The sequence below is a fragment of the Belnapia sp. F-4-1 genome (assembly GCF_000802185.1).
Lineage (GTDB): Bacteria > Pseudomonadota > Alphaproteobacteria > Acetobacterales > Acetobacteraceae > Belnapia.
This window is the reverse complement of record NZ_KN676113.1, coordinates 4,182,493-4,208,203: the sequence shown is the minus strand read 5'-3', so window position 1 is coordinate 4,208,203 and position 25,711 is coordinate 4,182,493. Positions and strand designations below refer to the sequence as shown.

At 70.0% G+C, this 25,711-nt stretch carries 24 protein-coding genes; 10 read left to right on the top strand and 14 right to left on the bottom strand.

From position 1 onward, the window contains the following. Nucleotides 1-42 precede the first annotated feature (42 nt). The gene (locus tag LH62_RS19815) at nt 43-840 is read left to right on the top strand and encodes a hypothetical protein (protein WP_043363756.1); all 798 of its coding nucleotides are present in this window, start codon (nt 43-45) and stop codon (nt 838-840) included. Nucleotides 841-844: 4 nt separating this feature from the next. After that, complete coding sequence (locus LH62_RS19810) at nt 845-1,576, top strand: aspartate/glutamate racemase family protein (RefSeq protein ID WP_043363755.1); 732 nt, start codon at nt 845-847, stop codon at nt 1,574-1,576. Nucleotides 1,577-1,582: 6 nt separating this feature from the next. Here the strand turns inward: LH62_RS19810 and LH62_RS19805 are convergent, their stop codons facing one another. Then, on the bottom strand, nt 1,583-2,578 hold the full coding sequence (locus LH62_RS19805) for a tripartite tricarboxylate transporter substrate binding protein (RefSeq protein WP_043363754.1): 996 nt from the start codon (nt 2,576-2,578) through the stop codon (nt 1,583-1,585). A gap of 229 nt (nt 2,579-2,807) precedes the next feature. On the opposite strand from LH62_RS19805, the gene LH62_RS19800 reads away from it, so the two are divergent. From LH62_RS19800 to LH62_RS19780, 5 genes are all read left to right on the top strand, one after another. Further along, nucleotides 2,808-4,598, top strand: coding sequence for a glucan ABC transporter ATP-binding protein/ permease (locus tag LH62_RS19800; RefSeq protein WP_043363753.1), 1,791 nt, complete (start codon nt 2,808-2,810; stop codon nt 4,596-4,598). Between the two features lie 91 nt (nt 4,599-4,689). Further along, nucleotides 4,690-5,127 (top strand): CBS domain-containing protein, encoded by a 438-nt coding sequence (locus LH62_RS19795; RefSeq protein ID WP_043363752.1) that lies wholly within the window; start codon nt 4,690-4,692, stop codon nt 5,125-5,127. 69 nt (nt 5,128-5,196) lie between these two features. Next, the gene (gene dctP, locus LH62_RS19790) at nt 5,197-6,180 is read left to right on the top strand and encodes a TRAP transporter substrate-binding protein DctP (RefSeq protein WP_043363751.1); all 984 of its coding nucleotides are present in this window, start codon (nt 5,197-5,199) and stop codon (nt 6,178-6,180) included. A gap of 181 nt (nt 6,181-6,361) precedes the next feature. Beyond that, nucleotides 6,362-6,895: a TRAP transporter small permease gene (locus LH62_RS19785; protein ID WP_043363750.1), complete on the top strand. Its 534-nt coding sequence runs from the start codon at nt 6,362-6,364 to the stop codon at nt 6,893-6,895. Nucleotides 6,896-6,898: 3 nt separating this feature from the next. After that, nucleotides 6,899-8,320: a TRAP transporter large permease gene (locus LH62_RS19780; RefSeq protein ID WP_043363749.1), complete on the top strand. Its 1,422-nt coding sequence runs from the start codon at nt 6,899-6,901 to the stop codon at nt 8,318-8,320. A 31-nt stretch (nt 8,321-8,351) separates the two neighbouring features. Here LH62_RS19780 and LH62_RS30430 read toward each other — a convergent pair whose 3' ends face one another. From LH62_RS30430 to LH62_RS19760, 4 genes are all read right to left on the bottom strand, one after another. After that, entirely contained in the window at nt 8,352-8,861 is a 510-nt protein-coding gene (locus tag LH62_RS30430; RefSeq protein WP_144404553.1) for a hypothetical protein, read from the bottom strand. A gap of 124 nt (nt 8,862-8,985) precedes the next feature. Further along, the gene (locus tag LH62_RS19770; protein WP_043363748.1) at nt 8,986-9,399 is read right to left on the bottom strand and encodes a VOC family protein; all 414 of its coding nucleotides are present in this window, start codon (nt 9,397-9,399) and stop codon (nt 8,986-8,988) included. 120 nt (nt 9,400-9,519) lie between these two features. After that, nucleotides 9,520-10,347: a hypothetical protein gene (locus tag LH62_RS19765; RefSeq protein ID WP_043363746.1), complete on the bottom strand. Its 828-nt coding sequence runs from the start codon at nt 10,345-10,347 to the stop codon at nt 9,520-9,522. After that, entirely contained in the window at nt 10,344-11,945 is a 1,602-nt protein-coding gene (locus LH62_RS19760; RefSeq protein ID WP_201445551.1) for an acyl-CoA synthetase, read from the bottom strand. The genes LH62_RS19765 and LH62_RS19760 overlap by 4 nt, the downstream gene beginning before the upstream one ends. A gap of 112 nt (nt 11,946-12,057) precedes the next feature. Here LH62_RS19760 and LH62_RS19755 point away from each other — a divergent pair, with 112 nt between their 5' ends. Further along, nucleotides 12,058-13,065, top strand: coding sequence for a TRAP transporter substrate-binding protein (locus tag LH62_RS19755; RefSeq protein WP_043363745.1), 1,008 nt, complete (start codon nt 12,058-12,060; stop codon nt 13,063-13,065). 3 nt (nt 13,066-13,068) lie between these two features. After that, nucleotides 13,069-14,916, top strand: coding sequence for a TRAP transporter large permease subunit (locus LH62_RS19750; protein WP_043363744.1), 1,848 nt, complete (start codon nt 13,069-13,071; stop codon nt 14,914-14,916). Between the two features lie 48 nt (nt 14,917-14,964). On the opposite strand, the gene LH62_RS19745 is transcribed toward LH62_RS19750, so the two are convergent. From LH62_RS19745 to LH62_RS19730, 4 genes are all read right to left on the bottom strand, one after another. Then, the gene (locus LH62_RS19745) at nt 14,965-16,314 is read right to left on the bottom strand and encodes an IS1182 family transposase (protein ID WP_043359747.1); all 1,350 of its coding nucleotides are present in this window, start codon (nt 16,312-16,314) and stop codon (nt 14,965-14,967) included. A 60-nt stretch (nt 16,315-16,374) separates the two neighbouring features. Continuing rightward, entirely contained in the window at nt 16,375-17,133 is a 759-nt protein-coding gene (locus tag LH62_RS19740) for an alpha/beta fold hydrolase (protein WP_043363743.1), read from the bottom strand. A 14-nt stretch (nt 17,134-17,147) separates the two neighbouring features. Beyond that, nucleotides 17,148-18,047 carry a DMT family transporter gene (locus tag LH62_RS19735; protein ID WP_052214725.1) on the bottom strand — a complete coding sequence of 300 codons (900 nt, stop codon included), beginning with the start codon at nt 18,045-18,047 and terminating at the stop codon, nt 17,148-17,150. Nucleotides 18,048-18,156: 109 nt separating this feature from the next. Further along, nucleotides 18,157-19,164: an NAD(P)H-quinone oxidoreductase gene (locus tag LH62_RS19730; RefSeq protein ID WP_052214724.1), complete on the bottom strand. Its 1,008-nt coding sequence runs from the start codon at nt 19,162-19,164 to the stop codon at nt 18,157-18,159. A gap of 128 nt (nt 19,165-19,292) precedes the next feature. Between LH62_RS19730 and LH62_RS19725 the strand changes: the two genes are divergently transcribed. Continuing rightward, nucleotides 19,293-20,531: an ABC transporter substrate-binding protein gene (locus LH62_RS19725; RefSeq protein WP_236552582.1), complete on the top strand. Its 1,239-nt coding sequence runs from the start codon at nt 19,293-19,295 to the stop codon at nt 20,529-20,531. Here LH62_RS19725 and LH62_RS19720 read toward each other — a convergent pair. The 5 genes from LH62_RS19720 to ugpB are packed head-to-tail and all read right to left on the bottom strand — an operon-like array spanning nt 20,518 to nt 25,685. Then, a complete protein-coding gene (locus LH62_RS19720; RefSeq protein WP_043366221.1) occupies nt 20,518-21,486 on the bottom strand; it encodes a tripartite tricarboxylate transporter substrate binding protein in 969 nt (322 codons plus the stop codon). The genes LH62_RS19725 and LH62_RS19720 overlap by 14 nt on opposite strands. A gap of 54 nt (nt 21,487-21,540) precedes the next feature. Next, nucleotides 21,541-22,605 (bottom strand): sn-glycerol-3-phosphate ABC transporter ATP-binding protein UgpC, encoded by a 1,065-nt coding sequence (gene ugpC, locus LH62_RS19715; protein WP_043363740.1) that lies wholly within the window; start codon nt 22,603-22,605, stop codon nt 21,541-21,543. After that, nucleotides 22,605-23,450: a sn-glycerol-3-phosphate ABC transporter permease UgpE gene (ugpE, locus tag LH62_RS19710; RefSeq protein ID WP_043363739.1), complete on the bottom strand. Its 846-nt coding sequence runs from the start codon at nt 23,448-23,450 to the stop codon at nt 22,605-22,607. The genes ugpC and ugpE overlap by 1 nt, the downstream gene beginning before the upstream one ends. After that, nucleotides 23,450-24,328, bottom strand: a complete 879-nt coding sequence (gene ugpA, locus LH62_RS19705; protein WP_043363738.1) for a sn-glycerol-3-phosphate ABC transporter permease UgpA — start codon at nt 24,326-24,328, stop codon at nt 23,450-23,452. The genes ugpE and ugpA overlap by 1 nt, the downstream gene beginning before the upstream one ends. Nucleotides 24,329-24,341: 13 nt before the next feature. Next, nucleotides 24,342-25,685: a sn-glycerol-3-phosphate ABC transporter substrate-binding protein UgpB gene (ugpB, locus tag LH62_RS19700; protein ID WP_043363737.1), complete on the bottom strand. Its 1,344-nt coding sequence runs from the start codon at nt 25,683-25,685 to the stop codon at nt 24,342-24,344. Nucleotides 25,686-25,711 lie beyond the last annotated feature (26 nt).

The window sequence follows — 25,711 nt, the reverse complement described above, 5'->3', positions numbered from 1 at the left end:
CCTCCCTGCCGCCCGCGCCTTCCGGCTGCTAGGCTTCCCAGCATGCAAGCGCCGCCCCCCCGCCTCATCCCCCAGGCCGGCCCCGCCGCCTGGGCCGGCTCCGCCCTCACCCCAGCCGACTGGATGATCCCAGCCGGCGCCGAGGCCGCGGCCGAGCTGGCTGAACGCGACGCGGCGCAGCGGCCGCAGCTCACCGCCCTGCTGCGCCAGGTTGCCGAGCGGCTGGACGAGGGCCGCGGCTTCTGCCTGCTGCGTGGCCTCAAGCTCGACCTGCTGGCCGAGCCGGAGGCCGCCTTGATCGCGCTCGGCCGCCTGCTGGGCCAGCCGCTGCCGGACGCCGAGTCCCCTCCCACGGCCGCTTTCCATGCCGACCCGGCGGATGCCGTGGCGCTGCTCTGCCTCGGCGGCCTGGCCGAGGGCGCGGTCAGCCTGGTCGCCGCCGCGGCCCTGCACAATGCGCTGCTGAAGTCGGACCGTGCGGCGCTTGCCGTGCTGCACCGGGAATTTCCCTATGGCGAGGCCGCCGCGCTGCCGGTCTTCTCCACCGCCGAGGGCGTATTCCTCAGCCATCTGGACCGGGCGGCGATGAGCAAGGCGCGGCTCGATCCCGCCCAGGAGGCGGCGCTCGCCGCGCTGGAGGCCGCGGCGGAGGCGCCCGGCCAGGCCCTCGCCCTGCCGCTGCATGCCGGCGATCTGCTGCTGGTGAACCCGCGCCTCGCCTGGCTGCGGATCGCGGCCGGGGCGCCGGCCTTGCGTCGGCTCCGCCTCGACCGGCCCGGCCCGCGCTCGCTTCCGGCTGCCTTTCGTCAGGCGGCCTCCAACCCGACCTCCGGGGGCTGAGCCGATGCGCATCCTGGTCGCCAATGCCAATACCACCGGGGCCATCACGGAGCTCTGCGCCGCCGCCGCGCGTGCCGCCGCCGGCCCGGGCACGGAGATTCTGCCGGCGACGCCGCGCTTCGGCCCGGTGGTGATCTCCTCCCGCGCCGAGAACGTCGTCGCCGGCCATGCCTTGCTCGAACTGCTCGCCATCCATGCCGGCAAGGTGGATGGGGTGCTGCTGGCTGTCAGCCACGACACCGCGCTCGAAGCCGCCCGCCAGCTCATGCCCTGCCCCGTGGTCGGCATGACCGAGGCCGCCTGCCTCACCGCCTGCCTCGCCGGGGGCCGCTTCGGCCTGGTGACCTTCGGGGGTACGGAAACCTACCGCGAACGCATCGCCCAGCACGGGCTGAGCGGTCGCCTCGCCGGCCTCGCCGGCCTGGAGGCGACGCCGCAGGATGCGGTGCGGGATCCGGAGGGGGTGGCGCGCCTGCTGCATGGCGCCATCGGCCGCCTCGCTGCGGAGGGAGCCGATTCGGTGGTGCTGGGCGGCGCTGCCCTGGCCGGCATGGCGCCCCGGCTGCAGCCGGACGCATGCGTACCGCTGCTGGACGGCATCGCCTGCGGCGTCCGGCTGCTGGAGATGCTGGTTGCGCTCAGGCTGCCGAAGCCAGGCCTCGGCAGCTTCGCCGCGCCGCGGGGGCGCGAGGTGGGCGGCGTCGATCCGGCGCTGGCCGCCCTGTTCCGCGGCTGAGCGGGGCTATTCGGCCGTCGCCCCCGACTTCCGCACAACCTCGGTCCACTTTGCGATCTCGGCCTGGATGAACCGCTCGAAGGCTTCGGGCGTGGTGCCGCCATCAGGCGTCAGCCCGGGTGCCATGCCACCGAGATCGGCGATCTTCGCGCGCGTCTCCGGCTCTTTCACCGCGGCGTCGATCTCCCGGCCGAGCCGGTCGATGATCGGCCGCGGCGTCCGCGCCGGTGCCTGCACGCCGAACCAGGCCGTCGCCTCCACGTCGGGGAAGCCAGCCTCCGCCGTGGTCGGCACGTCCGGCAGCGCCGGGCTGCGCTGCGTCGTCGTCACCGCCAGCGGCCGCAGCCGCCCCTCGCGCAGATGGCCGATGACGGAGGGCAGGTTGTCCACCGCGACCTCGATCCGCCCGGCGATCACCTCCTGCAGCATCGGCCCCGCGCCGCGGAATGGGACGTGCTGCATCTGGATGCCCGTCGCGGATTTCAGCAGCTCCCCGGTCAGGTGCAGCGATGTGCCGATGCCGGAGCTGCCGTTGTTGAGCCGCCCCGGCCGCGCCTTGACGTAGTCCACCAGCTCCTTGAGCGTCTTCACCGGCAGGCTGTTGGTGACGAAGATGGCGTTCGGCACCTGCAGCATCAGCCCGGCGCCTGCCAGCGCGTCCGGTTTGTAGGGCATCTTCGCCCCGTACAGGCTGTAATTGATTGCCCCGGAGCTCACCGTGCACATCAGCAAGGTGTAGCCGTCCGGATCGGCGTGGACGACGGCATCGGAGCCGATATTGCCGCCCGCGCCGGGCCGGTTCTCGACGACGACGTTCTGCCCGAGCCGCTGGGTCAGCCGCTCGGCCAGGATGCGCGCCGCGATGTCGGTGGTGCCCGCCGGGGTGAAAGGTACGACCAGCCGCACCGGGCGGGCCGGCCAAGTCTCCTGGGCCCGGGCGATGGCCGGGGCAGCGAGCAGGCCTGCCCCGGCGGCGAGCGCCGCGCGGCGAGTCACGATCATTGGAAGTCCTCCCGGTTCTTATATGGCAAAGGTGGCGATGCGCCCGGGGTGCCGTCAACCCTCCCGACACGGGATCGTTCCGCAAGACGCAGGGAACTCCCGACGCCCTCCGCCGATCCCATCCCGGTGTTGCCGCAGGGGTGGCCTTGCCGTTCGGCGGGGCTTGCCTATTACGGCATCGGATGGCCCGGCGCCGCCGGGCATGGGGACCACTCACAGGGGCGCCGGGATGGATTTTATCAGGCTCTACGGGCGGGTCCTGAAGCTGCTGTCGAAGGACCGCTGGGTGGCGGTCGGCCTTGCAATCGCCAATATCGCGCTTGCCGGGCTGCTCTTCCTCGAGCCGGTCCTGTTCGGCCGGGTGGTGGACGTGCTTTCCCACGCCTCGACCAGCACGCGGGACCAGGTATGGGAGCGTGCCTTCGCCCTGCTCGCACTCTGGAGCGCGGTCGGCCTCTCCGGCATCGGCGCGACGGTCGCGGTGTCGTTGCTGGCGGACCGCATGGCCCATCGCAACCGCCTGCTCTCCATGCACAGCTATTACGAGCATGTGCTCGCCCTGCCGCTCTCCTTCCACGGCGACATCCAGTCCGGCCGGCTGATGAAAGTGATGCTGGTCGGCGCCGATAACCTGTTCAGCATCTGGCTCGCCTTTTTCCGCGATCATCTCTCGACCTTCGTCGCAGCGCTGGTCCTGCTGCCGCTGACGCTGGCGATGAACTGGCGCCTCGGCCTGCTGCTGCTCGGCCTGGTCTTAGTTTTCGCCGTCATCACCGCCTTCGTCATCAGGCAGACCGAGACGGCGCAGGGCAAGGTGGAGATGTTCCAGTCCCGCCTCGCCGGCACGGCGCAGGATGCGCTGTCCAACGTCATCGTCGTGCAATCATTCACCCGCATGGCGAGCGAGGCGCGCATGTTCGGCGACATCGTGCGCCAGGTGATGGATCACCAATTCCCGGTGCTGAACTGGTGGGCCGTCGTCTCGGTGCTGACCCGCGCGGCCAGCACGCTGACGGTCATCTCCATCTTCATCCTGGGCACCCTGCTGCATCTCGACGGCAAGGCGACGGTCGGCGAGATCGTCAGCTTCATGGGCTTTGCCATGCTGCTGATCAACAAGCTGGAAGGCGCCGTCGCCTTCGTCTCGCGCCTCGTCTTCCAGGCGCCCGGCATTGCCGAGTTCTTCGAGGTGCTGGACGCCCGCACCAGCGTGCCGGAACGTCCGGGTGCCGTCTCGCTCAGCCGCGCTTCGGGCCAGGTGGTGTTCGACAAGGTCGCCTTTGCCTATCCCGGCGGCCCACGCATCCTCTCCGATGTCGAGTTCCGCGCCGAGCCGGGCCGCACGCTCGCCCTGGTCGGCCAGACCGGTGCGGGCAAGTCGACGGCGATGGCGCTGCTGCAGCGCCTGTGGGACCCGGTGGGTGGCCGCGTCACGCTCGACGGCCACGACCTGCGCGACATCACCCTGGAAAGCCTGCGGCGCAACGTCGGCGTCGTCTTCCAGGAAAGCATGCTCTTCAACCGGACGATCAGGGACAACCTGCTGGTCGGCCGCCCGGAGGCGACCCAGGACGAGCTGGAACGCGCCTGCCGCATGGCCGAGGCGCATGATTTCATCATCCGGCAGCCGAAGGGTTACGACACGCTGGTCGGCGAGCGCGGCGCCAGCCTCTCCGGCGGCCAGCGCCAGCGCCTCGCCATCGCCCGCGCTCTGCTGAAGGACCCGCCGGTGCTGATCCTCGACGAGGCGACGAGCGCGCTCGACGCCGCCACCGAGGCGCGGGTGCAGAAGGCGCTCGCGGCGCTGATGGCCGGCCGCACCACCTTCATCATCGCCCATCGCCTCTCGACCGTGCGCGACGCCGACGAGATCCTGGTCTTCGAAGGCGGCCGCATCGTCGAGCGCGGCAGCTTCGACACGCTGGTGCAGCAGGGCGGCCGCTTCGCCGAGCTGGTGAAGACGCAGCTCACCGCCAGCGCCCCGCTGACCGCCGCACAGCCCGTGAAGGCGGCGGAATGAGCACCTCCGCGGCGTCGCTTTTGCTTGCAACCGGCGCGCGTGGCGGCGCAGCCTGCCCGATCTGAAGGAAGACCAGTCCAGGGAGGCACCCATGGTCATCGCCGCGATCCTGAAGACGAAGGGCAACCGCGTCATCTCGCTCGGCCCCGATCAGTCCGTCCTCGACGCCGCCCGCCTCCTCGCCGAGCACCGCATAGGCGCTGCCCTGGTCCGCGGCCCCGGCGGCGAGCTGCTCGGCATCCTGAGCGAGCGGGACATCGTCCGCGGCATGGCGGCGCATGGCCCCGGCACCACCGGCCTCCAGGCAACCCAGTTCATGACCCGCGACCTGGTCACCATCCGCCCGGAGACGCTGGTGACCGAAGCGCTCTCGCTGATGACGGCGCGCCGCGTCCGCCACCTGCCCGTGCTCGATGCCGGCGGCGGCCTGGTCGGCATGGTCTCGATCGGCGATCTGGTGAAGGCGCGCATCGAGGCCGCCGAGCAGGAGGCAGAGGAGCTGAAGCATTACGTGGTCTCGGCCGGCTGACGCCCCTTGTTGAGGAGGCCGCTTCCGGGCTTCACTCGGCCCCGGTAACGAAACCAGGGGCTTTCACGCATGACCATCACCCGTCGCGCCGCGCTGGCGACGCCGAGCCTGCTCGCCATTCCGGGCCTGGCCCGGGCCCAGGCCCAGGCCAAGTGGCAGCTCGCCAGCGCCTACCCGGACGGCAACTACCACACCCGCAACCTGGCTGAGTTCTGCACGGATGTGGATCAGGCGACCGGCAGCAAGCTGCAGATCCAGCTGCACAGCAACGCCTCGCTCCTGCCCATGCCGCAGATCAAGCGCGGCGTGCAGACCGGCCAGGTGCAGGTCGGCGAGATGCTGCTGACCGCCTATTCCAACGAGGATCCGTTCTTCGACGCCGATGCCGTGCCCTTCCTCGTGGCCGACTTCGCCGGCGCGCGGAAGCTGGCCGAGCTGCAGCGCCCCTATATCGAGGCGCGCCTCGCACGGCAGGGGCTGTCGCTGCTCTACACCGTCGGCTGGACGGCGGCCGGCTTCTACACCCAGGTGCCGCTGACCAGCCTCGACGTGCTGAAGGGCAGCCGCTTCCGCACCTTCAGCCCGATGACCAACCGCTTCGCCGCCCTGGTCGGCGCCAACCCGGTGCTGGTGCAGCAGGCCGAGCTGGCCCAGGCCTTCGCCACCGGCATCGCCACCGCCATGGTGACGAGCGCCCAGACCGGCGTCGACACCTCCGCCTGGGATTATGCCAAGGTTTTCACCCCGGCCGCCTTCTCGATGACGAAGAACGCCGTCATCATCTCGCGCCGCGCGCTGCAGGGCCTGCCGGGCGACCAGCAGGCGGCGGTACAGGCCATGGCGAAGAAGGCCGAGGATCGCGGCTGGGCCTATGCCGAGGCGGCGCAGCGGGCCTCCGTGGCGAGGCTCGGCGAGAAGGGCGTCACCATCGGCACCGTGCCGCCCAATGTCATGGCCGAGCTGAAGAAGATCGGCGAGACCATGACCGAGGAGTGGGTCCAGCGTGCCGGCGAGGACGGCCGCAAGCTGGTGGACGCGCTGCGCGCCGGCTGACCACGCCCGGGCCGGTGCTGCCTGCTTCGCGGGCAGCATCGCCTGCCGCGTCCCACTCAACCGGGCGATGGCCCCTTGCGGCCCCCTGGCCGCGCGGCGATGGTGCCGCGCCGGGACTCGCCATCAGGGGGCTTGCATCGATGCCGTCCATCCACCGCGCCTGCAAAGGCCGCTGACCCGCATGCGCCGCCTGCTCGATGCGCTCTACGCCCTGGGTGCCGGCCTCGCCGCCCTGTCACTCTTCGCCATTTTCTGCGTGATGATGGCGCAGGTGGCGATGCGGGAGATGCAGCTCCAGCTGCCCGCCGCCGACGACATCAGCGCCTATCTCTGCGTCTCCACCACCTTCTTCGCGCTGGCCGCCACCTTCAAGCGCGGCGAGCTGATCCGCGTCGGCATGGCGCTCGACCGGCTGGGCCCCGCCGCGCGGCGCTGGGCGGAGCTGCTGGTGCTCGGCCTTGCCGCGTTGCTGATCGCCTATGTCACCGTCTGGACCGCGCAGGACATGTGGTTCAGCTGGGAGATCGAGGAGGTGGCGCAGGGTACCGTGCCCATCCCGCTCTGGATTCCGAAGCTTGCCGTGCCGCTCGGCACCGGCCTGCTGCTCATCGCCATTCTCGATGAATTCGTCACCGTCCTCGGCGGCGCCAAGCCGGGTTACGTCGTCGCGGCCGAGGAACGCGCCGCGGCCGGCGACTTCTCGGCGGAGGTTTGATCGATGGATCTGCTGACCTTCGCCCTTCTGCTGCTCGTGCTGCTGTGCATCCTGCTCGGCGCCGGGCTCTGGATCGCCATGTCGCTCGCCGCCGTCGGCTATGTCGCCATGGTCTTCGTGCATCCGAGCCCGGGGCTGTTTCTCGCCTCCTCCTTCTGGGAGGCGACCGGCTCCTGGACGCTCGCGGCGCTGCCGATGTTCGTCTGGATGGGCGAGATCCTCTTCCGTACCAAGCTTTCGGAGGAGCTTTTCAACGGCCTCGCCCCCTGGGTGCGGCGCATCCCGGGCGGCCTGCTCCACGTCAACATCCTTGCCTGCGGCATCTTCGGCAGCGTGTCCGGGTCGAGCGCCGCCACCTGCGCGACGGTCTCGAAGATCGCGCTGCCGGAGCTGAAGCGCCGCGGCTATGACGAGAATGTCGCGGTCGGCTCGCTCGCCACCTCGGGCACGCTCGGCATCCTGATCCCGCCCTCGATCATCATGGTCGTTTATGCGGTGGCGGCCGAGGTCTCGATCATCCGCGTCTTCATCGCCGGCTGCATCCCGGGCCTGCTCGTGATGCTGCTCTTCAGCGCCTATATCGCCATCTGGGCGATGCTCAACCCGGGCAAGCAGCCCAAGGCCGAGCCGCGGATGAGCTTTGCCGGGAAGATGCGGGCCAGCGCCAAGCTCATCCCCTGTGCCGTGCTCATCATCGTCGTCATCGGCACCATGTTCGTCGGCTGGGCGACGGCGACCGAGGCGGCGGCCTTCGGCGTGCTGGGCTCCCTGCTGATGGCGGCCGGCTGGCGTACCGGCGCCGTGCTGCTGGCCGCCGACCTGATCGCCTGGGCCTTCGGCGTCATCGGCTTCTCCGAGGTGTGGCCGATCGCCTTCTTCGCGCTCCTCGGCCTCGCCGCGGGCGAGAGCGTGCTGACCTGGCAGGCCTTCCTCGACAGCGTGAAGGGCGCGACGCGCCTGTCCTGCATGATCATGTTCATCCTGGCCGGTGCGGCCTTCCTCACCAAGGCGATGGCGCTCACCGGCATCCCGGCCGCGCTCGCGGAAGGCGTCGTGCACCTCAACCTCGGCCCCTACGGGCTGATCGCCATCCTCACCGTCGTTTATGTGCTGCTCGGCACCGCGCTCGACGGCGTATCGATGATCGTGCTGACCACCTCCATCGTCATTCCGCTGGTGCAGCAGGCAGGGTTCGACCTCGTGTGGTTCGGCATCTTCATCGTGCTGCTGGTGGAGATCGCCGAGATCACGCCGCCCGTCGGCTTCAACCTCTTCGTCATGCAGACCATGACGGGGAAGGAGCAGACCGAGGTGGCGATGGCCAGCCTGCCCTTTTTCCTCATGCTGGTGCTCACCGTGGTGCTCTGCACCCTGTTCCCGGTGACGCTGGTCACCGGGCTGCCGGATCTCCTGCTGTCGCGGTAGCGGGGCCGGGGCCCCGCTGCCGCGCGCAGCCTCAGCGCATCGGGGTGGCGCTGTTCATGCTGTTGCCGGCAGGGGCGGTGCCGGCAGGGGGCGTGGCATCGCCGGCGGTGCCCATGCCGCTGCCGGTGGTGCCGGGCGTCGTGGCCGTCGTTGTGCCGGTGCCGGTCGGCGTACCCACCATGCCGCCGCCCATATAGGCGCGGTCCGCCTCGCTGGTCGGCCGGCGGGCAGCACTCTGCGAGCGGCGGGTGCCGTGGCGGGCGGTGCGCCGGCTGTCGACCGGTGTCCGCACCTCGGGATTGCTCCAGGGCGGTGTGCCGAGATTGACATCCCGGGGGCTGGTCGTCGCGCCGGTCACGGCGCCCGCGCCGGCTCCGATCGCCGCCCCGGCCAGCGCGCCCACCGGGCCGCCGAGCGCGCCGATGCCGGCGCCCGTCGCCGCGCCTGCGGCCGCGCCACCGGTCGTGCGATCGGAACTATTGGTACCGCAGGCCGCCAGCGCCAGCGCCAGGCCGGCCGCACCGATGACTTTCCAGCTCATGTGTTCCTCCATCCCTTTGCCGCTCGCGTCGGGAGGTGGCGCCAGGGCGCTGCCGTCCCGCATGAACCGGAACGCCTTCGCGCTGAAATGGTTGCGCAGGCGGTGGGGAACCGACACGCGTATGTCAGCTTGGCTCCGGCCAATCCGCACGGTCGAAGCGCTGGATCTCGAGCAGGTAGCCCGCCGGGTCGCGGAAAAAGAAATGGGTGATGCCGGTGGCCGCATGGGCCGTGGGCGGCGCCTCGATGACCGCCCCCTCGGCCAACAGATGCGCATGCCAGGCTTCCACTGCCGCGGTGACGAGCGTCAGCACCACGCCGCCTTCCACCCGTGGCTCCCGCCCCTCGCGCGGCCCGCGCGCCTGCACCACGCCGAGAAAGCCACGCCGCCCGGCCGCCGCATAGATGGCTGCGAAGCCCTGGTCCTGCACCAATTCGAGGCCGAGCACCCGCCCGTAGAAATCACGGCTTGCTGCAGGATCCTCGGCATAGAGGAAGGTGATCTGCTGGGCGAAGGCCGGCGGGCGCGGGGCGGTCATGCAGCATCCTCCGCCGAGGCCGTGCCCCAGCGCAATCCTTGCTGGGCGGCCGGGAGTGGCCGTCCGCCGTGGAGAAACACGGAAGAGCGCGCCGCTGGCACAGGGTTGGCCCGGCCGGGCTCAGGCCTCATCCACCAGCAGCGCCTCGATGGTGATGCAGACCGGGTTCTCGCCCGACTGCAGCATGCCCTCATGCACTCGTCCCTGCATGTCAGCCAGGGCGACGCCAAGGCCGTTGCCAGTGAAAAACATCTCGGTCGCATGATCCTCGACCGCGCCACCGCCCTCGAAGCGGGCGCCGATGAGGCTGCCGAGGCTGCCGCGCAGGGCGGGTCGGCGGAAGCCATGGCGGCCGATCGCAGCGGCGAGGGCGCTCGCGGCATCCTCGTTCGGACGGATGCGGAGGGCGAGTGCGGGCCGCGCTCCGGGCAAGGGTGAGCCGGCGGCTGGCACGGGGCGGAAGATGGTGAAATTGGTCTCGGGGTCGGGTTCCGAGACCAGGGCGATGCCGGTGAGGCCCCAGGCGCGGGCAGGGATGGCGGTGGCGAGCACCGTCTCCTCCGGCAGGACATGACCACCGCGCCGCCCGGCGGGTTCCTGCCAGACGGCATGGCAATGCAGCCAGGGCTGGCCGGCGCGGCGGCCGAAGGTGATGCAGCCACGCTCGAGGCGTGCGCCCGCCGGCGGGGTATGGGTCGCGCTGTAATAGGCGGCGTGGGTGTCGTCCGGCGCCGGGGCCGGCAGGACATAGGAGAAGGGCGCGAAGTCGCCGCCCTCCAGCTCGAGCGTCGCGCTGTCGAAGCCGGCGGCGTGGACGGCGCAGGTGACGGCGTCCAGCAGGGAGAGGCCGGGGGCAAGGGTGAGGGCCAGCGGCAGCGCGTGCCCGGAAACGAGCTCGGTTCGTGGCGCAAGTGCCAAGCCGGGCTGGACAAGGCGGCGCGGGCTCATGCGAGGGGCAGCAGGCCGCGGGCTTCCATCTCCTCGCGCACCATCTTCTTGGTGATCTTGCCGTACCCTGAGCGGGGCAGCGCATCCCAGGCGAAAACGCGCCGCGGCATCTTGTAGCGCGCCATGCGGCCATCGAGCCAGCCGAGCAGCGCCTCCTCCTCCACCGCTTGGCCCGGACGGGGGACGATGACGGCGACGCCGACCTCGCCCCAATGCCGGTCGGGTATGCCGACCACCGCGACCTCGGCGATGCCGGGGTATTGCAGGATCAGTTCCTCCACCTCGCGTGGATACACGTTCGAGCCGCCGGAGATGTACATGTCCGAGGCGCGGCCGGTGATGGTGAGGAAACCCTGCTCGTCCACATGGCCGAGGTCGCCGGTGCGGAACCAGCCGTTGCGGAATGATTTCGCGTTGGCCTCGGGGTTGTTGTAGTAGCCGGCGAAGACGGCGGGGCCGGCGACGCAGATCTCGCCCTGGGTGCCGGGCGCGACCTCCCTGCCCTCCCCGTCCTGGATCTGGATCTCGATTCCCGTGCGGGCAAAGCCGCAGCTGCCGATACGGGCGGCGGGCCCGTCCTCCTCGTCGTGCAGAGCGGGCGGCAGGACGGTGATGTTGCCCGTCACCTCGCCGAGGCCGAAATACTGGACGATCACCTTGCCCAGCTTCCGCAGGGCGAATTTCTGGTCCTCGCGGTACATCGGCGCGCCGGCATAGATGACGTAGCGGAGCGAGGCATGGTCGTGCGCATCGACCGCGGGATGCTCGACCAGCATCTTCAGGATGGTCGGCACCGTGAACATGTTGCTGATGCGATGGGCCTCGACCAGGCGCCAGGCCTCAGCGGCGTCGAAGCGCTCGCCAGGCAGGAGGATGCTGGCGGCGCCGCGCGCCACCTGCGTCAGGAAATGGATGCCGGCGCCGTGGGAGAGCGGCGCCACCACCAACGAGGCGTCCTGCTCGGTCGTGCCTGGCATCAGGTCGCAGAGATGGTTGGTGATGACGAAGGCCATCTGGCCATGCGTCAGCACCGCGGCCTTGGGGCGGCCGGTGGTGCCGGAGGTGAAGAAGAACCAACAAGGGTCGTCGTACTCAGCATTGGCGATGGGACAGGCCCGGCCCGCTCCCGCCTCGATCAGCGCTTCCAGCGTCGCCGTGCCGAACCCGGCCTCGCCGATGCTCGCCAGCAGGCGGAGGCCAGGCAGGGCGGCGGCGACGGCGGCAGCGTGCTCGGGGAAGACGGACTGGCAGAGGAAGGCGCTCGCGCCGGAGGCCTCGGCGAGATAGGCGACTTCCTCCGGCACCAGCCGCACATTGGTCGGCACCAGCACGGCGCCGAGGCGGAAGGTGGCGAACATCGCCTCCAGGATCTCGTTGCCGTTCCGCGCATGGACCAGCACGCGGTCGCCCTTGCCGATTCCCTGGGCGGCGAGCGACGCGGCAAGCGCTGTGCTGCGCCGCTCGAATTCCCGCCAGGACCAGCGCCGCTCGCCCCAGGCGAGCGCCAAGTGGTCAGGCAGGCGGCGGGCCGTCTGGGCGAGGAAGCCGGCGAGGTTCATCACCCGCCGTGAGACGGGCAGGCCGGTCATCGAGATCATGCGGGCGGTCCCTCCTTCGTTGCCGGTGAAAATACCGCCTCCCCGGCCCGGGCGACATGGCCTATGAGCGGGCAACGGGACAGTCCGGCCAAGACCGGAATGGAGGGAACAGATGGTCCGACTGCATCGCCGCACCTTGCTCGCCGTGGGCGCGCTCGCCGCCCCCGCCATTCGGATGCAGCCCGCCCATGCGGCGGAGTTCAGCTACAAATACGCCAACAACCTGCCGCTGACCCATCCGATGAACCAGCGCGCCAAGGAGGCGGCGGAGGCGATCGCACGGGAAACGGGCGGCAGGGTCGAGATCCAGATCTTCCCGAACAACCAGCTCGGCTCGGATACCGACATGCTGAGCCAGGTGCGCAGCGGCGCGATCGAATTCTTCACCCTCTCGGGGCTGATCCTCTCGACGCTGGTGCCGGCCGCCTCGATCAACGGCGTCGGCTTCGCCTTCCCCAACTACGCCGCGGTGTGGAGGGCGATGGATGGGGCGCTCGGCGCCCATGTGCGGGCGCAGATCGGCAAGGCCGGCCTGATCGTCATGGACAAAATCTGGGACAACGGATTTCGGCAGGTCACGTCTTCCTCGAAGGCCATCACCGGGCCGGAGGATCTGCGGAACTTCAAGATCCGCGTGCCGGTAAGCCCGCTCTGGACCTCGCTCTTCCAGGCCTTCGGCTCGGCGCCGACGAGCATCAACTTCGCCGAGGTCTACTCGGCCTTGCAGACCAGGGTGGTGGATGGGCAGGAGAACCCGCTCGCCATCATCTCGACGGCAAAGCTCTACGAGGTGCAGAAATTCTGCGCCCTCAGCAACCACATGTGGGACGGCTTCTGGATGCTCGGCAACCGCCGGGCCTGGGCGGCGCTGCCGGCCGACGCGCAGGCCGTAGTGGCGAAGCACTGGAACGCCGCGGCGGTGGCGGAGCGAGGCGATGTCGAAGCGCTCAATGCCGGGCTGCAGGCGGAGCTGACGAAGCAGGGCCTCACTTTCAACACCGTCGATCCCGCGCCTTTCCGCGAGGCGCTGAAGAAGGCGGGCTTCTACACCCAATGGCGGCAGCGCTATGGCGAGGAGGCCTGGGGCATCCTCGAACAGGACCTCGGCAAGCTGACCTGAGTCATGGCGGATATCGGTCTGGTGGAGCGGCGGCCCGAGGGGCGAGTAGAGCGCCTGCTCGGCGGCGCGCTGGAGCTCGCGGCTGCGACGCTCGTCGCGGTGGAGACGGCGCTGCTGCTGGCCGGCATCGTGGCGCGCTACGTATTCCACAGCTCGCTCGTCTGGTCGGACGAGCTGGCCTCGGTGCTGTTCCTCTGGCTGGCGATGCTGGGGGCGGTGGTCGCCTTCCGCAGGGCCGAGCATATGCGGATGACGGCGCTCGTCGCCATGGCGCCGGCGGGGCTGCGCGGCTTCCTCGAGGCGGTGGCCGTGGCGGCGCCGATCCTTTTCCTGCTGCTGCTGCTTCATCCGGCCTACGACTATGCGGTGGAGGAGAGCTTCATCACCACGCCGGCGATGGAGATCCCGGGAAGCTGGCGGGCCTCGGCGCTACCGGTGGGCGTTCTGCTGATGTTGCTGGTGGCGCTGGTGCGCCTGCCGCGGGCTGCGGGCTGGGGGCGGGCGGCGGCGGCGCTGGGCGTCGTCGCACTGGTCGCGGCGGGGTTCTGGTGGGCCGGGCCAGTGTTCAGGCCGCTCGGCAACCTCAATCTCGTCATCTTCTTCGTGGGGCTGGTGGCGGCGACGGTACTCGCCGGCGTGCCGATCGCATTCTGCTTCGGGCTTGCGACCTTCGGCTATCTGGTGCTGACGACGCGGGTGCCGACCATGGTGGTGGTGGGGCGGATGGATGAGGGGATGTCGCACCTCATCCTGCTCGCGGTGCCACTCTTCATCTTCCTCGGCAGCCTGATCGAGATGACGGGCATGGCCCGCGCGATGATCCGTTTCCTCGCCAACCTGCTCGGTCATGTGCGGGGCGGGCTGTCCTATGTGCTGATCGGGGCGATGTACCTCGTCTCCGGCATATCCGGCGCGAAGGCGGCCGACATGGCGGCGGTGGCGCCGGTGCTGTTTCCCGAGATGCGGGAACGTGGGGCGAAGCCGGGGGAGCTGGTCGCACTGCTCTCGGCAACGGGGGCGCAGACCGAGACGGTGCCGCCCTCGCTAGTACTCATCACCATCGGCTCGGTGACGGGGGTGTCGATCGGCGCGCTCTTCACCGGCGGGCTCCTGCCGGGGGCGCTGCTCGCGGTGGTGCTCTGCGGCGTGGTGTGGTGGCGGCATCGGGGGCAGTCGCTTGCCGGCGCCGCCAAGCCGGGCGGGCGTGAGATCCTGCGGAGCTTCGGCTTCGCGCTGCCGGCGCTGGCCCTGCCCTTCCTGATCCGCGCCGCGGTCGTCGAAGGCGTCGCCACGGCGACCGAGGTGTCGACCATCGGCATCGCCTACGCCTTCATTGTCGGGTTGCTGTTCTACCGTCAGCTCGATTGGTCGCGGCTGAGGCCGATGCTGGTGGATACGGCGGCGCTGTCGGGAGCGATCCTGCTCATCATCGGGGCGGCGACGGCAATGGCCTGGGCGCTGACGCAGTCGGGCTTCTCGCGGCAGCTTGCCGCGGTGATGGCGGCGCTGCCGGGCGGGCAGGCGGGGTTCCTCGCCGTCTCGATCCTGGCCTTCGTTGTGCTTGGCAGCGTGCTGGAGGGAATTCCGGCCATCGTGCTGTTCGGACCCCTGCTCTTTCCCATCGCGCGCGACATGGGTGTGCATGAGGTCCACTATGCGATGGTGGTGATCCTCTCGATGGGGATCGGCCTCTTCGCCCCGCCCTTCGGCGTCGGCTACTATGCCGCCTGCGCCATCAGCCGCATCGGGCCGGATGAGGGGATGCGGGCGATCTGGGGCTACATGCTGGCGCTGCTGCTCGGCACGGCAGTGATCGCCGCCATTCCCTGGATCTCCATCGGGTTCCTCTAACAGCCTGTCGGATTTGCACTTGGTGTCAGGCCGAGGGTTGAGGCGCGATCAGGCTGCGAGCCGCAGGTTGTGGAGCCTGCGGCAGTTGTAGGCGAGGGCGACGAGGGTCCACTCGCTGGTGACCTTGGCGAGGCCGCGGAGGTGGAAGCGGGTGAAGCCGAGGGCTGACTTGATGGTGCCGAAGACGGGCTCGACGGTCTGCTTGCGACGGGCGTAGCGGGCTTTGGCATTAGGGGTTTCGAGCTTGGCCACCATGGCGAGGCGCCAGGGCTCGGTGATGCGGCGTGGCGTCCTGGGCTGGGGTGGCGGCCGGAAGTCGTAGGCGCGGTGCGGCTGGGTCCGGCCGATGGCGACCAGCGGCTCGATCCCGTGCGCCTCGAGGGCGGCAACTGCCTCGCCTGAGGCGAAGCCGGTGTCGGCGAGGACGGTCTGTGGCAGGCCGATGCCGCCCTCCATGCCGAGGATGGTTGCGGCAAAGCTCGGCGCATCGGCCGAGGTGGCGACGACGCCGGTGGCGAGGATCAGCTGCGAGCCCTCGGCGCAGACCACAGCCTGGGCGTTGTAGGCCTGGCGGTACTCATGGGCGTCGGAGCGGCGCATCAGCGCGCTGTCGGGGTCGGTGAGGTTGGACTGCCGCTCGGGCGGCGGATCGTCCTTGGGCGGCTTGGGCGGGCGGCCCCGCCGGCCCGTCTTGGCCTCGTAGGCGGCGCGCTTGGCGTCATACTCGGGTCGGGCGGCCTCGGCTTCGGCACGGGCCTCGGCCTCCAGCCGGGCGCAGGCGGCATCGAGCTTGGCCTTGAGCGCCTCGCGCCTGGCGATCTCAGCGGGCAGCGCCTGCGGGTCGGGCTGGGCCTCAGCGTCGGCCGCCTCGGCGCGGTTGGTCAGGTCGGTGATGTCGGCAGCGAGCCTGACGCGCAGCGCCTTGGCGCGGTCATACCGCACCGAGCGGATCTTGGAGGCGTTGGCGTCGAGCTTGGTGCCGTCGATCGAAACCGTCCCGAGCCGCAGCAGGCCGCTCTCGCGCGCCAGCAGCAGCACCTGCAGGAAGGCCGCCTCGAAGGCAGCGCGGTTGGCCCGGCGGAAGGCGGCAATGGTGTCGTGGTCGGGGTGCAGGTTCGCCGCCACGTAGCGCACCCCAATGTCGCGGTGGGTCGCCCGCTCGATCCGCCGCGAGGAGAAGATGCCGTTCGCATAGCAGTAGATCAGCAGCGCCAGCAGCAGGCGCGGGTGATACTGCGCCTTGCCGCCCGGGATCGGCCGCACCGCAAAGGCGCCGAGCGGCACCCGGTCCACCGCCGCCACTACGAAGTGCGCCACGTCGTCCGCCGGCAACCAGTCCTTGGCATCCGGCGGCAGCAGAAAGGCCTGCTCGCGGCTGAACGGAATGAACCCTGTCATGCCCGCCAGATTCGCCCATTTCAGGCCAGATGGGAATCCGACAAGCTGCTAAAGCAAGCTCTAGTCGAGGAACGGGCCGATCAGGGCGAGGAAGCCCGACGGGCTCTCGGCATGGACCCAGTGGCCGACGCCCGGGACGGTGGCGAAGCGGGCGGCCGGGAAAAGGGCCTCGAAGCGCGGGTGCGAGTCGGGCTGGATGTAGCTGGACCGTTCACCATTGATGACGAGGGCCGGCCCCTCGTAGCGCCCAGCGAGATCGGGGAAGTCCTCAAGCACCGGCATGGCGGCAGCGATCTCATCAATGCCGAGGCGCCAGCGCGGCGGGTCGTCCTGCATCCGCAGGTTCTGCACGAGGAAGGCACGGATGCCGGGCTCCGGAACGGCAGCGGCCAGCGCCGCATCGGCGTCGCGGCGCGTCAGCCCGGAGCGGAGCGGGATGGCCTGCATCGCCGCGACATAAGGGCGCAGCGCCGGCGGATAGGGGATGGGCGCGATATCGACGACGACCAGCCGCGCCACCAGCGCCGGCTCGGCGAGCGCGAGCGCCATCGCCACCTTGCCGCCCATGGAGTGGCCGACGACCGCGGCGGGCGCGGCCCCCATCGCCCGCATCGTCTCGGCGACATCGGCGGCCATGGCCGGATAGTCCATGGCGTGGGAGCGGCCGGAGGCGCCGTGGTTGCGGAGGTCGAGGGCAAGGACGCGATGCCGCGCCGCCAGATGCCGCTGCACTGCCCCCCAATTCTGCGCAGAGCCGAACAGCCCGTGCAGCAGGATCACGGGCGGGCCGTCGCCGGCTTCGACTAAGTTGAGGCGCATCCTTTCTCCCTCCCCTAACCCTTCGCGGCCAGGACCACGCTCGCGGCGATCAGCCCGCCCCCCGCCAGCACATCCCATCCCAGCGCCTCGCCGAGCCAGAGGTTCGAGATCACTACGCCGAGCGCCGGCACGACAAGGAAGCCGACCGAGGCGCGGATGCCCGACAGCCGCCGTCCCGCCTCGATGGTCGACCAGGTGCCGATGGGCGCGGCCACGGCGCCGATGAAGGCGGCATGCGGCCAGGAGGGTGGGCCGATGCCGCCCGCCGGCTCGCGCCAGAGGGCCAGCGGCAGCAGCAGGAGGGCGGCGATGGCGAAGCACCAGGGCAGCAGCTCCATCACCGGCAGGCGCGGCGGCAAGCGGCGGGTGACGAGGATGGCAAGGCTCCAGAACAGGCTGGAGCCGAGCAGCATCAGGTAGCCCGGCAGCGCGTCGAGCGTCGCGCCGCCACCGGTCATCGTCCAGGGCTGCATCAGGACGCCGACGCCGAGCAGGCCGATCGCCGCCGCCAGCCACTGCGGCGACGAGACCCGCTCACCCAGCACCCACCAGGAGAGCGGGATCAGCCAGAAGACGGTGACATTGGTGAGGATCGCCATCCGCCCGGCCGGAATGAAGGCCAAGGCCGTATGGGTCAGCGCGAAGAAGCCGCCGAGCTGGAGCAGGCCGATCGCCAAGATGCAGGCAATGTCGCCCCGCGCCGGCCAGCGCAGCCGCCGCATCCCCGCCAGCAGCAGCAGGGTGACTGCGGCCGCCATGGCGCAGCGGTTGAAGGCGAACCAAAGCGGCGTCGCATGCGCCAGCGCGTCCTTGGTGACGGGCCAGACGCCGCCGAACAGCACCACCGAGACGGCCAGGTACCGGTAGCCTTCGAGCGTCGTCGCCCGCGGCGGGGTGTTCGGAGCGCCTGTCAAGAATCGGTCCTGCCCGGTGTCCTGCCACGATCATGCCGTGGCAGGCGGCGCGTGGCCTAGGGAGTGAAGCGTGTTCCGAGGCCCCGCGAAGCGGTTTCGCGGGCAGCAATCAGTCGGCGACCTTCAGCATGATCTTGCCGATATGCGCGCTGCTTTCCATCAGCGCATGCGCAGCCGCGGCCTCGGCCAGCGGGAAGACCTTGTGGATGGAGGGCGCGACGCGGCCGGCATCGAGCAGCGGCCAGACCTTCTCGCGCAGCGCCTCCGCGATCTCCGCCTTCTGCGCCGTGGTGCGCGGGCGCATGGTGCTGCCGGTGACGGTGAGGCGCCGGGTCATCACCGGGCGGAGGTCGGCCTTCGCCACCTCGAAGCCGCCGAGGAAGGCGATGATGACGAGGCGGCCATCCATAGCCAGGCAGCGCAGGTTGCGGTTGAAGTAGTCGGCGCCCACCATGTCGAGCACGACATTGGCCAGCTTGCCGCCGGTCGTGCGCTTCACCTCCTCGACGAAATCCTGGGCGCGGTAGTCGACCGCGTGATCGGCGCCAAGCTCCAGGCAGGCCTTGCACTTGTCGGCGCTGCCGGCCGTTGCGATCACCGTGGCGCCGAACGCCTTGGCGAGCTGAATGGCGGTGACGCCGATGCCGCTGGTGCCGCCATGGATCAGCACCGTCTCGCCGGCGGCGAGGCGGCCATGGCCGAAGAGGTTGGCCCAGACGGTGAAGAAGGTTTCCGGCAGGGCAGCGGCATGGATGGCGTCGAACCCCTTGGGCCAGGGCAGGCACTGGCTCGCCGGGGCGACGCAGTACTCGGCATAGGCGCCGCCATTGGTCAGGGCGCAAACCCGGTTGCCCGGCGTCCAGGCGGTGACCTCGGCGCCCGCTGCGACCACCTCGCCGGCGGTCTCAAGGCCGATCAAGGGGCTTGCACCGGGGGGTGGCGGGTATTCGCCCTTGCGCTGGGCGACGTCTGGGCGGTTCACGCCCGTCGCCAGGACGCGGATCAGCACCTCATCCGCCTTTGGCTGCGGCACCGGTGCCGTCGAGGGGATCAACACCTCGGGCGGGCCGCCATCGCCATGGGTGATGACGGTCATCGATGAGGGCAGCGGTGCCATGGACGATCTCTCCCGGAGTTGCGGGGAGGTTCCGCGCGAGGGCGCATCGCGTCAAGCCGGGGGGCCTTGCCAGGATGGGTGGGCATGCGATGAATCCGCCGCCGCGCATCCGTCGCGGGAGGATGCCGATGTCGAGGATTGCCCGTCGCCCGCTACTCGGCGGGGTCGCCGCCCTGGCGGCGCCGCGAATGGCCAGGGCGCAGGGCACGGCGCCGGCCGGTGAGCTGAGGTTCGGCGCCTTGTTTCCCTTCACCGGCAGCCTGGCGCTGCTCGGTGACGAGAGCTTCCGCGGGCTGGAGCTGGCCGCGGAGGAGCGCAACGCGGTAGGCGGCCTTCTCGCGCGACCGATCCGGCTGGTGAAGGGCGATGCGGCCGGAGCGGACCAAGCGGTCGCCGAGTTGCGGCGCCTGCAGGGGACGGAAAGGGTGGCCGCCGCCTTCGGCACCTATGCCTCGCCGCTCGGCTTCGCGGCCAGCCAGGCTGCGGAGTTGCAGGGCTTTCCTTTTTTCGAGCTCGGCGCCATCGCCGACCCGATCACCGAGCGCGGCTTCCGCATGTTGTTCCGCCTCTGCCCGCGGGCCAGCGACTTCGCCCGCGACTCGGTCGCCGTCATCCCGGAGATGCTGGCGACGGCCTGGTCCACGCCGGCCGAGGTGCTGCGCATCGCCATCCTGCATGAGGAGGGCCTCTACGGCCAGGCGGTGAGCGGGGCGCAGGAGGCGCAGCTCAAGGCGCGCGGGCTGAACCTGGTGGAACGGATCGGCTATGCGGTGCGAAGCGTCGACCTCTCGTCGCTGCTGCAAAGGCTGCGCGCGGTCGGCGCCGATGTGGTGCTGCATACCGGCTACCAGAATGACATCGTGCTGTTCTATCGCGGCATGAAGGAGGCAAGCTGGCGGCCGCGCATGGTGATCGGCGCCGGGGCCGGCTACAGCTTGACCGATACGGCCCGTTCGGTCGGGCCGGAATTCGACGGCACGCTGGATGTCGACTTCCCGCAGATCGCGGTGAACGAGACGGCTGCGCCCGGCATGCAGGGCTTCGTCGAACTCTACAAGCGGCGTTACGGCAGCGACCCGCGCTCAGGCCATTCGCTGGCGAATTACGTCGGAGCGCGGCTGGTGCTGGATGCCATGCAGCGGGCAGCGGGGCTGGAGCGCGACAGGCTGCGTGCCGCACTGCTGGCGACGGATGTGGCGGAAGGCAGCACGCCGAATGGCTGGGGGGCGCGCTTCGACGAGAAGGGGCAGAACCTGCGGGCGCGGCCACTGCTGGCGCAATGGCAGGGTGGCAAGCTGGTGACGGTGGCGCCCGCCGAGGCGGCGGTGGCGCCGCTACGGCCGGTGATGGGGGCTACTCCACCTTGATCCCGGCATCCCGGATGATCGCCTCCCACTTGGTGATCTCGTCGGTCAGCCAGCGCTTGGAGGTTTCGGGCGTGCTGTCGTGGCGGACGAGCATGGTGAGATCGGTGAGGCGCTGCTGCACGCTTGCCTGCGCGGCGGCCTTGTTGAAGGCGGCGTTGATCTGCTCGACGACCGGCGCCGGGGTGCCGGCGGGGGCGAAAACCATGTGCCAAGTGTAGCTCTCGGCATTGGCGACGCCGCCCTCGGCGAAGGTCGGGATGTCGGGCGCCTGGGGCAGGCGCTCGGCGGAGGAGATGCCGATGGCGCGCGCATCGCCGCGCTTCGCAAAGGTGAGGCCGCCAGCGGCGACATCCATGAACATCGCAAGCCGCCCGGAGAGCAGGTCGGGCATGCCCGCCGCCGAGCCGCGATAGGGGATGTGGTTGACCTTGAGATCGCCGGCGCGCTTCAGCAGAAGTTCCGTCGCCAGGTGGACGGCGCCGCCGACGCCGCTGCTGCCGTAGTCGTATTCGCCCGGCTTGTTGCGGAACAGCGCGACGGCCTCCTGCATGGTCTTCGCGGGGAGGTCGTTGTTGACCAGCAGGATCATCGGGATGACGCCGAGCAGCGCGACGGGCTGGAAATCGGCGACCGGGTCGAAGGCGAGACGCGGGAAGAGCGGGCGCAGCACGGAATGGGCGATGGTGCTGTAGAGCAGGGTGTGGCCGTCCTTCGGTGCCGTGGCCACGGCCTCCGTGCCGACGACGACGCCGGCGCCGGTGCGGTTCTCGACGACGACGCGCTGCGGTAGGAGCTTCGACACCTCCTCGGCGAAGAGGCGGGCGGGGATGTCGGTCGGGCCGCCGGCGGCGAAGGGGACGATCAGACGGATCGGCTGGTTGGGCCAGGCGGGCTGAGCGCGCACGGAAGCGGCGGGCAGGATGGCGGCGGCGGCGAGCAGGCGGCGGCGATGCATGGAAGTCTCCCGGTGGGCTTCGTTGCCCTTGCCGAGCATCTTGGCCCCCGGGGGCTAGGGGTCAAGCCGCTTGCCGGTCTCGCCATCGAAGACGTGCAGGGCGGATGCGGGGAAGGCGACGGGGAGGCTCGGCGCGTCCGGCGCGGGGCCGGCGAGCTTCACCACCAGCGCCTCGCCGCTCGGCAGGCGGCCGTGCAGCACGGTCTCGGAGCCGAGGGGTTCCACCAGGTCGAGCGGCATGGGGATGCCGCCTTCCGCGAGGTCCATATGCTCGGGGCGGATGCCGATGGTGAGCGGCCTCCCCTCCCCGCCCGTGCGCGGGCCGTCGGCGAAGCGGAGGGTGGGGCCGGCCTTGAGGGCGACGGCGTGGCCGCCTTCGGTGAGGGTCCCGGCGAGGAAGTTCATCGCCGGGCTGCCGATGAAGCCGGCGACATAGGTGTCGGCGGGGCGGGCCCAGATCTCCATCGGCGTCGCGATCTGCGCGGCATGGCCGGCATGCATGACGACGAGGCGGTCGCCGAGGGTCATCGCCTCGGTCTGGTCGTGGGTGACGAAGAGCGAGGTGACGCCGAGGCGGCGTTGCAAGCGGCGGATCTCGGCGCGCATCTGCACGCGGAGCTTGGCGTCGAGGTTGGAGAGCGGCTCGTCGAAGAGGAAGAGCTTCGGCTCGCGGACGATGGCGCGGCCCATGGCGACGCGCTGGCGCTGGCCGCCGGAGAGCTGGCGGGGGCGGCGCGCCAGCAATGCCTCGATGCCCAGCAGCCCGGCGGCCTCGGCGACGCGGCGGGCGATCTCCGCCTTCGGCAGGCCGCGGATCCTGAGGCCATAGGCCATGTTCTGCTCGACCGTCATGTGCGGGTAGAGCGCGTAGTTCTGGAAGACCATGGCGATGTCGCGCTCGGCGGGCTCGAGTGCGGCGACCTCGCGGCCGGCGATGCGGATGCTGCCCGAGGTCGCGGTCTCGAGGCCGGCGACGATCCGCAGCAGGGTGGACTTGCCGCAGCCCGAGGCGCCGACGATGACGATCATCTCGCCATCCTCGACGGCGAGGTCGATGCCGTGCAGGACATGGGTGGGGCCGAAGGACTTCGTCAGTCCGGTGACCTCGAGGCTGGCCATTACTTCTCGGTCTCCGTCAGGCCCTTCAGGAACCAGCGTTGCATGAAAATGACGACGGCGACGGGCGGCAGCAGGGAGAGCACCGCCATGGCCATGATGACGTTCCACTCGTTCTGCGCCTCGCCGGTGCCGATCATCTTGGCCATGCCGACGACGATGGTCTCGAGGCTGCGGTCGTTCACCACCAGCAGCGGCCAGAGATACTGGTTCCAGCCATAGATGAAGAGGATGACGAAGAGGGCGGCGATGTTCGTCACCGAGAGGGGCAGCAGGATGTCGCGGAAGAAGCGCATCGGGCCGGCGCCGTCCATCTTCGCCGCCTCGACATATTCGTCGGGGATGGTGAGGAAGAACTGGCGGAAGAGCAGCGTCGCGGTCGCCGAGGCGATCAGCGGGATGGTCAGGCCGGCCATGGAGTTGAACAAGTCCATGCTGACGATGACCTGGTAGGTCGGGATGATGCGCACCTCGACGGGGAGCATCAGCGTCATGAAGATGGTCCAGAAGGCGATCATCCGGCCGGGGAAGCGGAAGAAGACGACCGCATAGGCGGAGAGCAGGGAGATGACGATCTTACCGACCGCGATGCAGAGCGCCATGATGGTGCTGTTCAGCAGCATCCGCGAGGCGGGCGAGACGGCGAAGCGGCCGGAGCCGCCGCTGACCCAGGCGGCGGTGTAGTTCTCGACCGCGTGGCTGCCGGGCAGCAGGGGGACGTCGCCGCGGCCGATCGTGCTGGCGTCGTGGGTCGAGCCGATCAGGGTGATGTAGATGGGCGTCGCGAAGACCAGCACGCCGAGCAGCAGCCAGAGATGCGGCCCAAGGGACGACAACCAGCGCTTCATCAATAGTGGACCTTGCGCTCGATGAAGCGGAATTGCACGGCGGTGAGCGCGATGACGAGGACCATCAGGATCACCGACTGGGCGGAGGAGCTGCCGAGGTTCACGTTCTGCACGCCCTCGACATAGACCTTGTAGATCAGCGTCTCCGTCGCCTTGCCGGGGCCGCCGCCGGTCAGCGCATGGATGACGCCGAAAGTGTCGAAGAAGGCGTAGACAAGGTTGACCACCAGCAGGAAGAAGGCGGTGGGCGAGAGCAGCGGCAGGATGATGGTCCAGAAGCGGCGGACCGGCTTCGCGCCGTCGATCGCCGCCGCCTCGAGCACGGCGCGGGGGATGGATTGCAGGCCGGCGAGGAAGAAAATGAAGTTGTAGCTCACCTGCTTCCAGGCGGCGGCGACGATGATCAGCAGCATCGCCTGGTTGCCGTTCAGCTTGTAGTCCCAGGCGATGCCGGCCTCGTTCAGCGCGCGGCCGACGAGGCCGATCGAGGGGTGGAAGAGGAAGAGCCAGAGCACGGCGGCGACGGCGGGCGCCACCGCATACGGCCAGATCAGCAGGGTGCGGTAGATGTTGGCGCCGCGGATCGACTTGTCGGCCTGGACGGCGAGGAAGAGCGCGGTGCCCATGGCGAGCACGGCGACCGAGGTCGAGAAGATCAGCGTGTTCCAGGCGGCGCCGCGCCATTCGGGCTCGGCCAGGACCTCGGTGAAGTTGCGGAGGCCGACGAATTGGGAGCTCATGCCCCAAGGATCCTCCTGCAGCAGGGACTGCCAGATGGCGGCCCCCGCCGGCCAGAGGAAGAAGATGGCGGTGATGACGAGCTGCGGCGTGAGCAGCAGCAGCGGCAGCGCCGTGCCCTTGAACGTTGTCTTGCGCACGGGGCTTTCCCGATCAGCCGCGGTTCTGGCGCTCGAAGTTGCGGAGCACCGTGTTCGCCCGCTGCGTCACCGCCTCCATCGCCTGCTGGCCATTCTGCTGGCCCTGGAAGGACTTCTCCATCTCCTCCTGGATGATGTTGCGGATCTCGACATAGCCGCCGAGGCGGATGCCGCGGGTGTTCGGCGTGGTATCGCCGCCGCGGAGGAGCTGCTCGATAGCGACTTCGGTGCCGGGGTTCTTCTCGTAGAAGCCCTGCGACTTCGCCACCTGGTAGCTGGCGCGGCGGACCGGGACGTAGCCGGTGTCCATGTGCCACTTGGCGTCGATCTCGGGCTGGCTGAGGTAGCGGTAGAACTCCGCGACGCCCTTCCACTCGGCGGCGTTGCGCCCGCCGGAGGGACCACGGTTCAATGCCCAGAAGCTGGCGCCGCCGATGATGCTGTTGCGCGGCGCGCCGGCGACATCGCTGTAGTAAGGCAGCATCGCGGTGCCCCAGGCGAAGCGCGACTCGCGCAGCAGGCGGGCGCGGAGGCTGGAGGAGGCCATGGTGAGGCTGACCTCGCCGGCCGGGAAGAGCGCGTCGGCGGCGTTGTCGCGGCCGCCATACTTGAACAGCCCGTCCTTCTGCCAAGCGATCAGGTTGTTCATGTGGCGGACCATCAGCGGGTTGTTCACCTGCATGGTGGCGCCGAGGCCGTCGAAGCCGTTGCCGAGGCTGGCGAGCGGGATGTTGTGGATGGCGGAGACCTGCTCCACCTGGACCCAGGCGGGCCAGGAGGTGGTCATCGGGCTGGCGATGCCGGCGGCCTTCAGCTTCTTGATCGCCTCGGCCAGCTCTTCCCAAGTCTTGGGCGGCATCTCCGGGTCGAGGCCGGCGCGCTTGAAGTGGTCCTTGTTGTAGAACATCGTCGCGGTGGAGCTGTTGAACGGCATGCTCATCTGCCGCCCGTCCGAGGCCTGGTAGTAGCCGCGCACCGCGGGGAGGTAGTCGTTGAAGTCGATGCTGACGCCGGACTCCGAGAGAAGCTCATGGACCGGCTTCACCGCGCGGCCGGCGGCCATCATCGTGCCGGTGCCGACCTCGAACATCTGCACGACATGCGGCGCGGCATTAGCACGGAAGGCGGCGATGGCGGCGACCATCGTCTCCGGGTAGGAGCCGCGGAAGGAGGGGACGACCTTCACGCCGCTCTGCGAGGCGTTGAAGGCGGCGACGATCTCCTCGAGCTGGCCGCCGAGCGGCTGCGCCAGGCCGTGCCAGAACTGAATCTCGACCGGCGCCTGGGCGCGGGCGGGGCGGGTGGCGGCGATGGCCGCGGCGGCCAGGCTGGCCTGGGCCAGGAAACGGCGCCTCATACGTGACTTCTCCCAATCGATCTCGT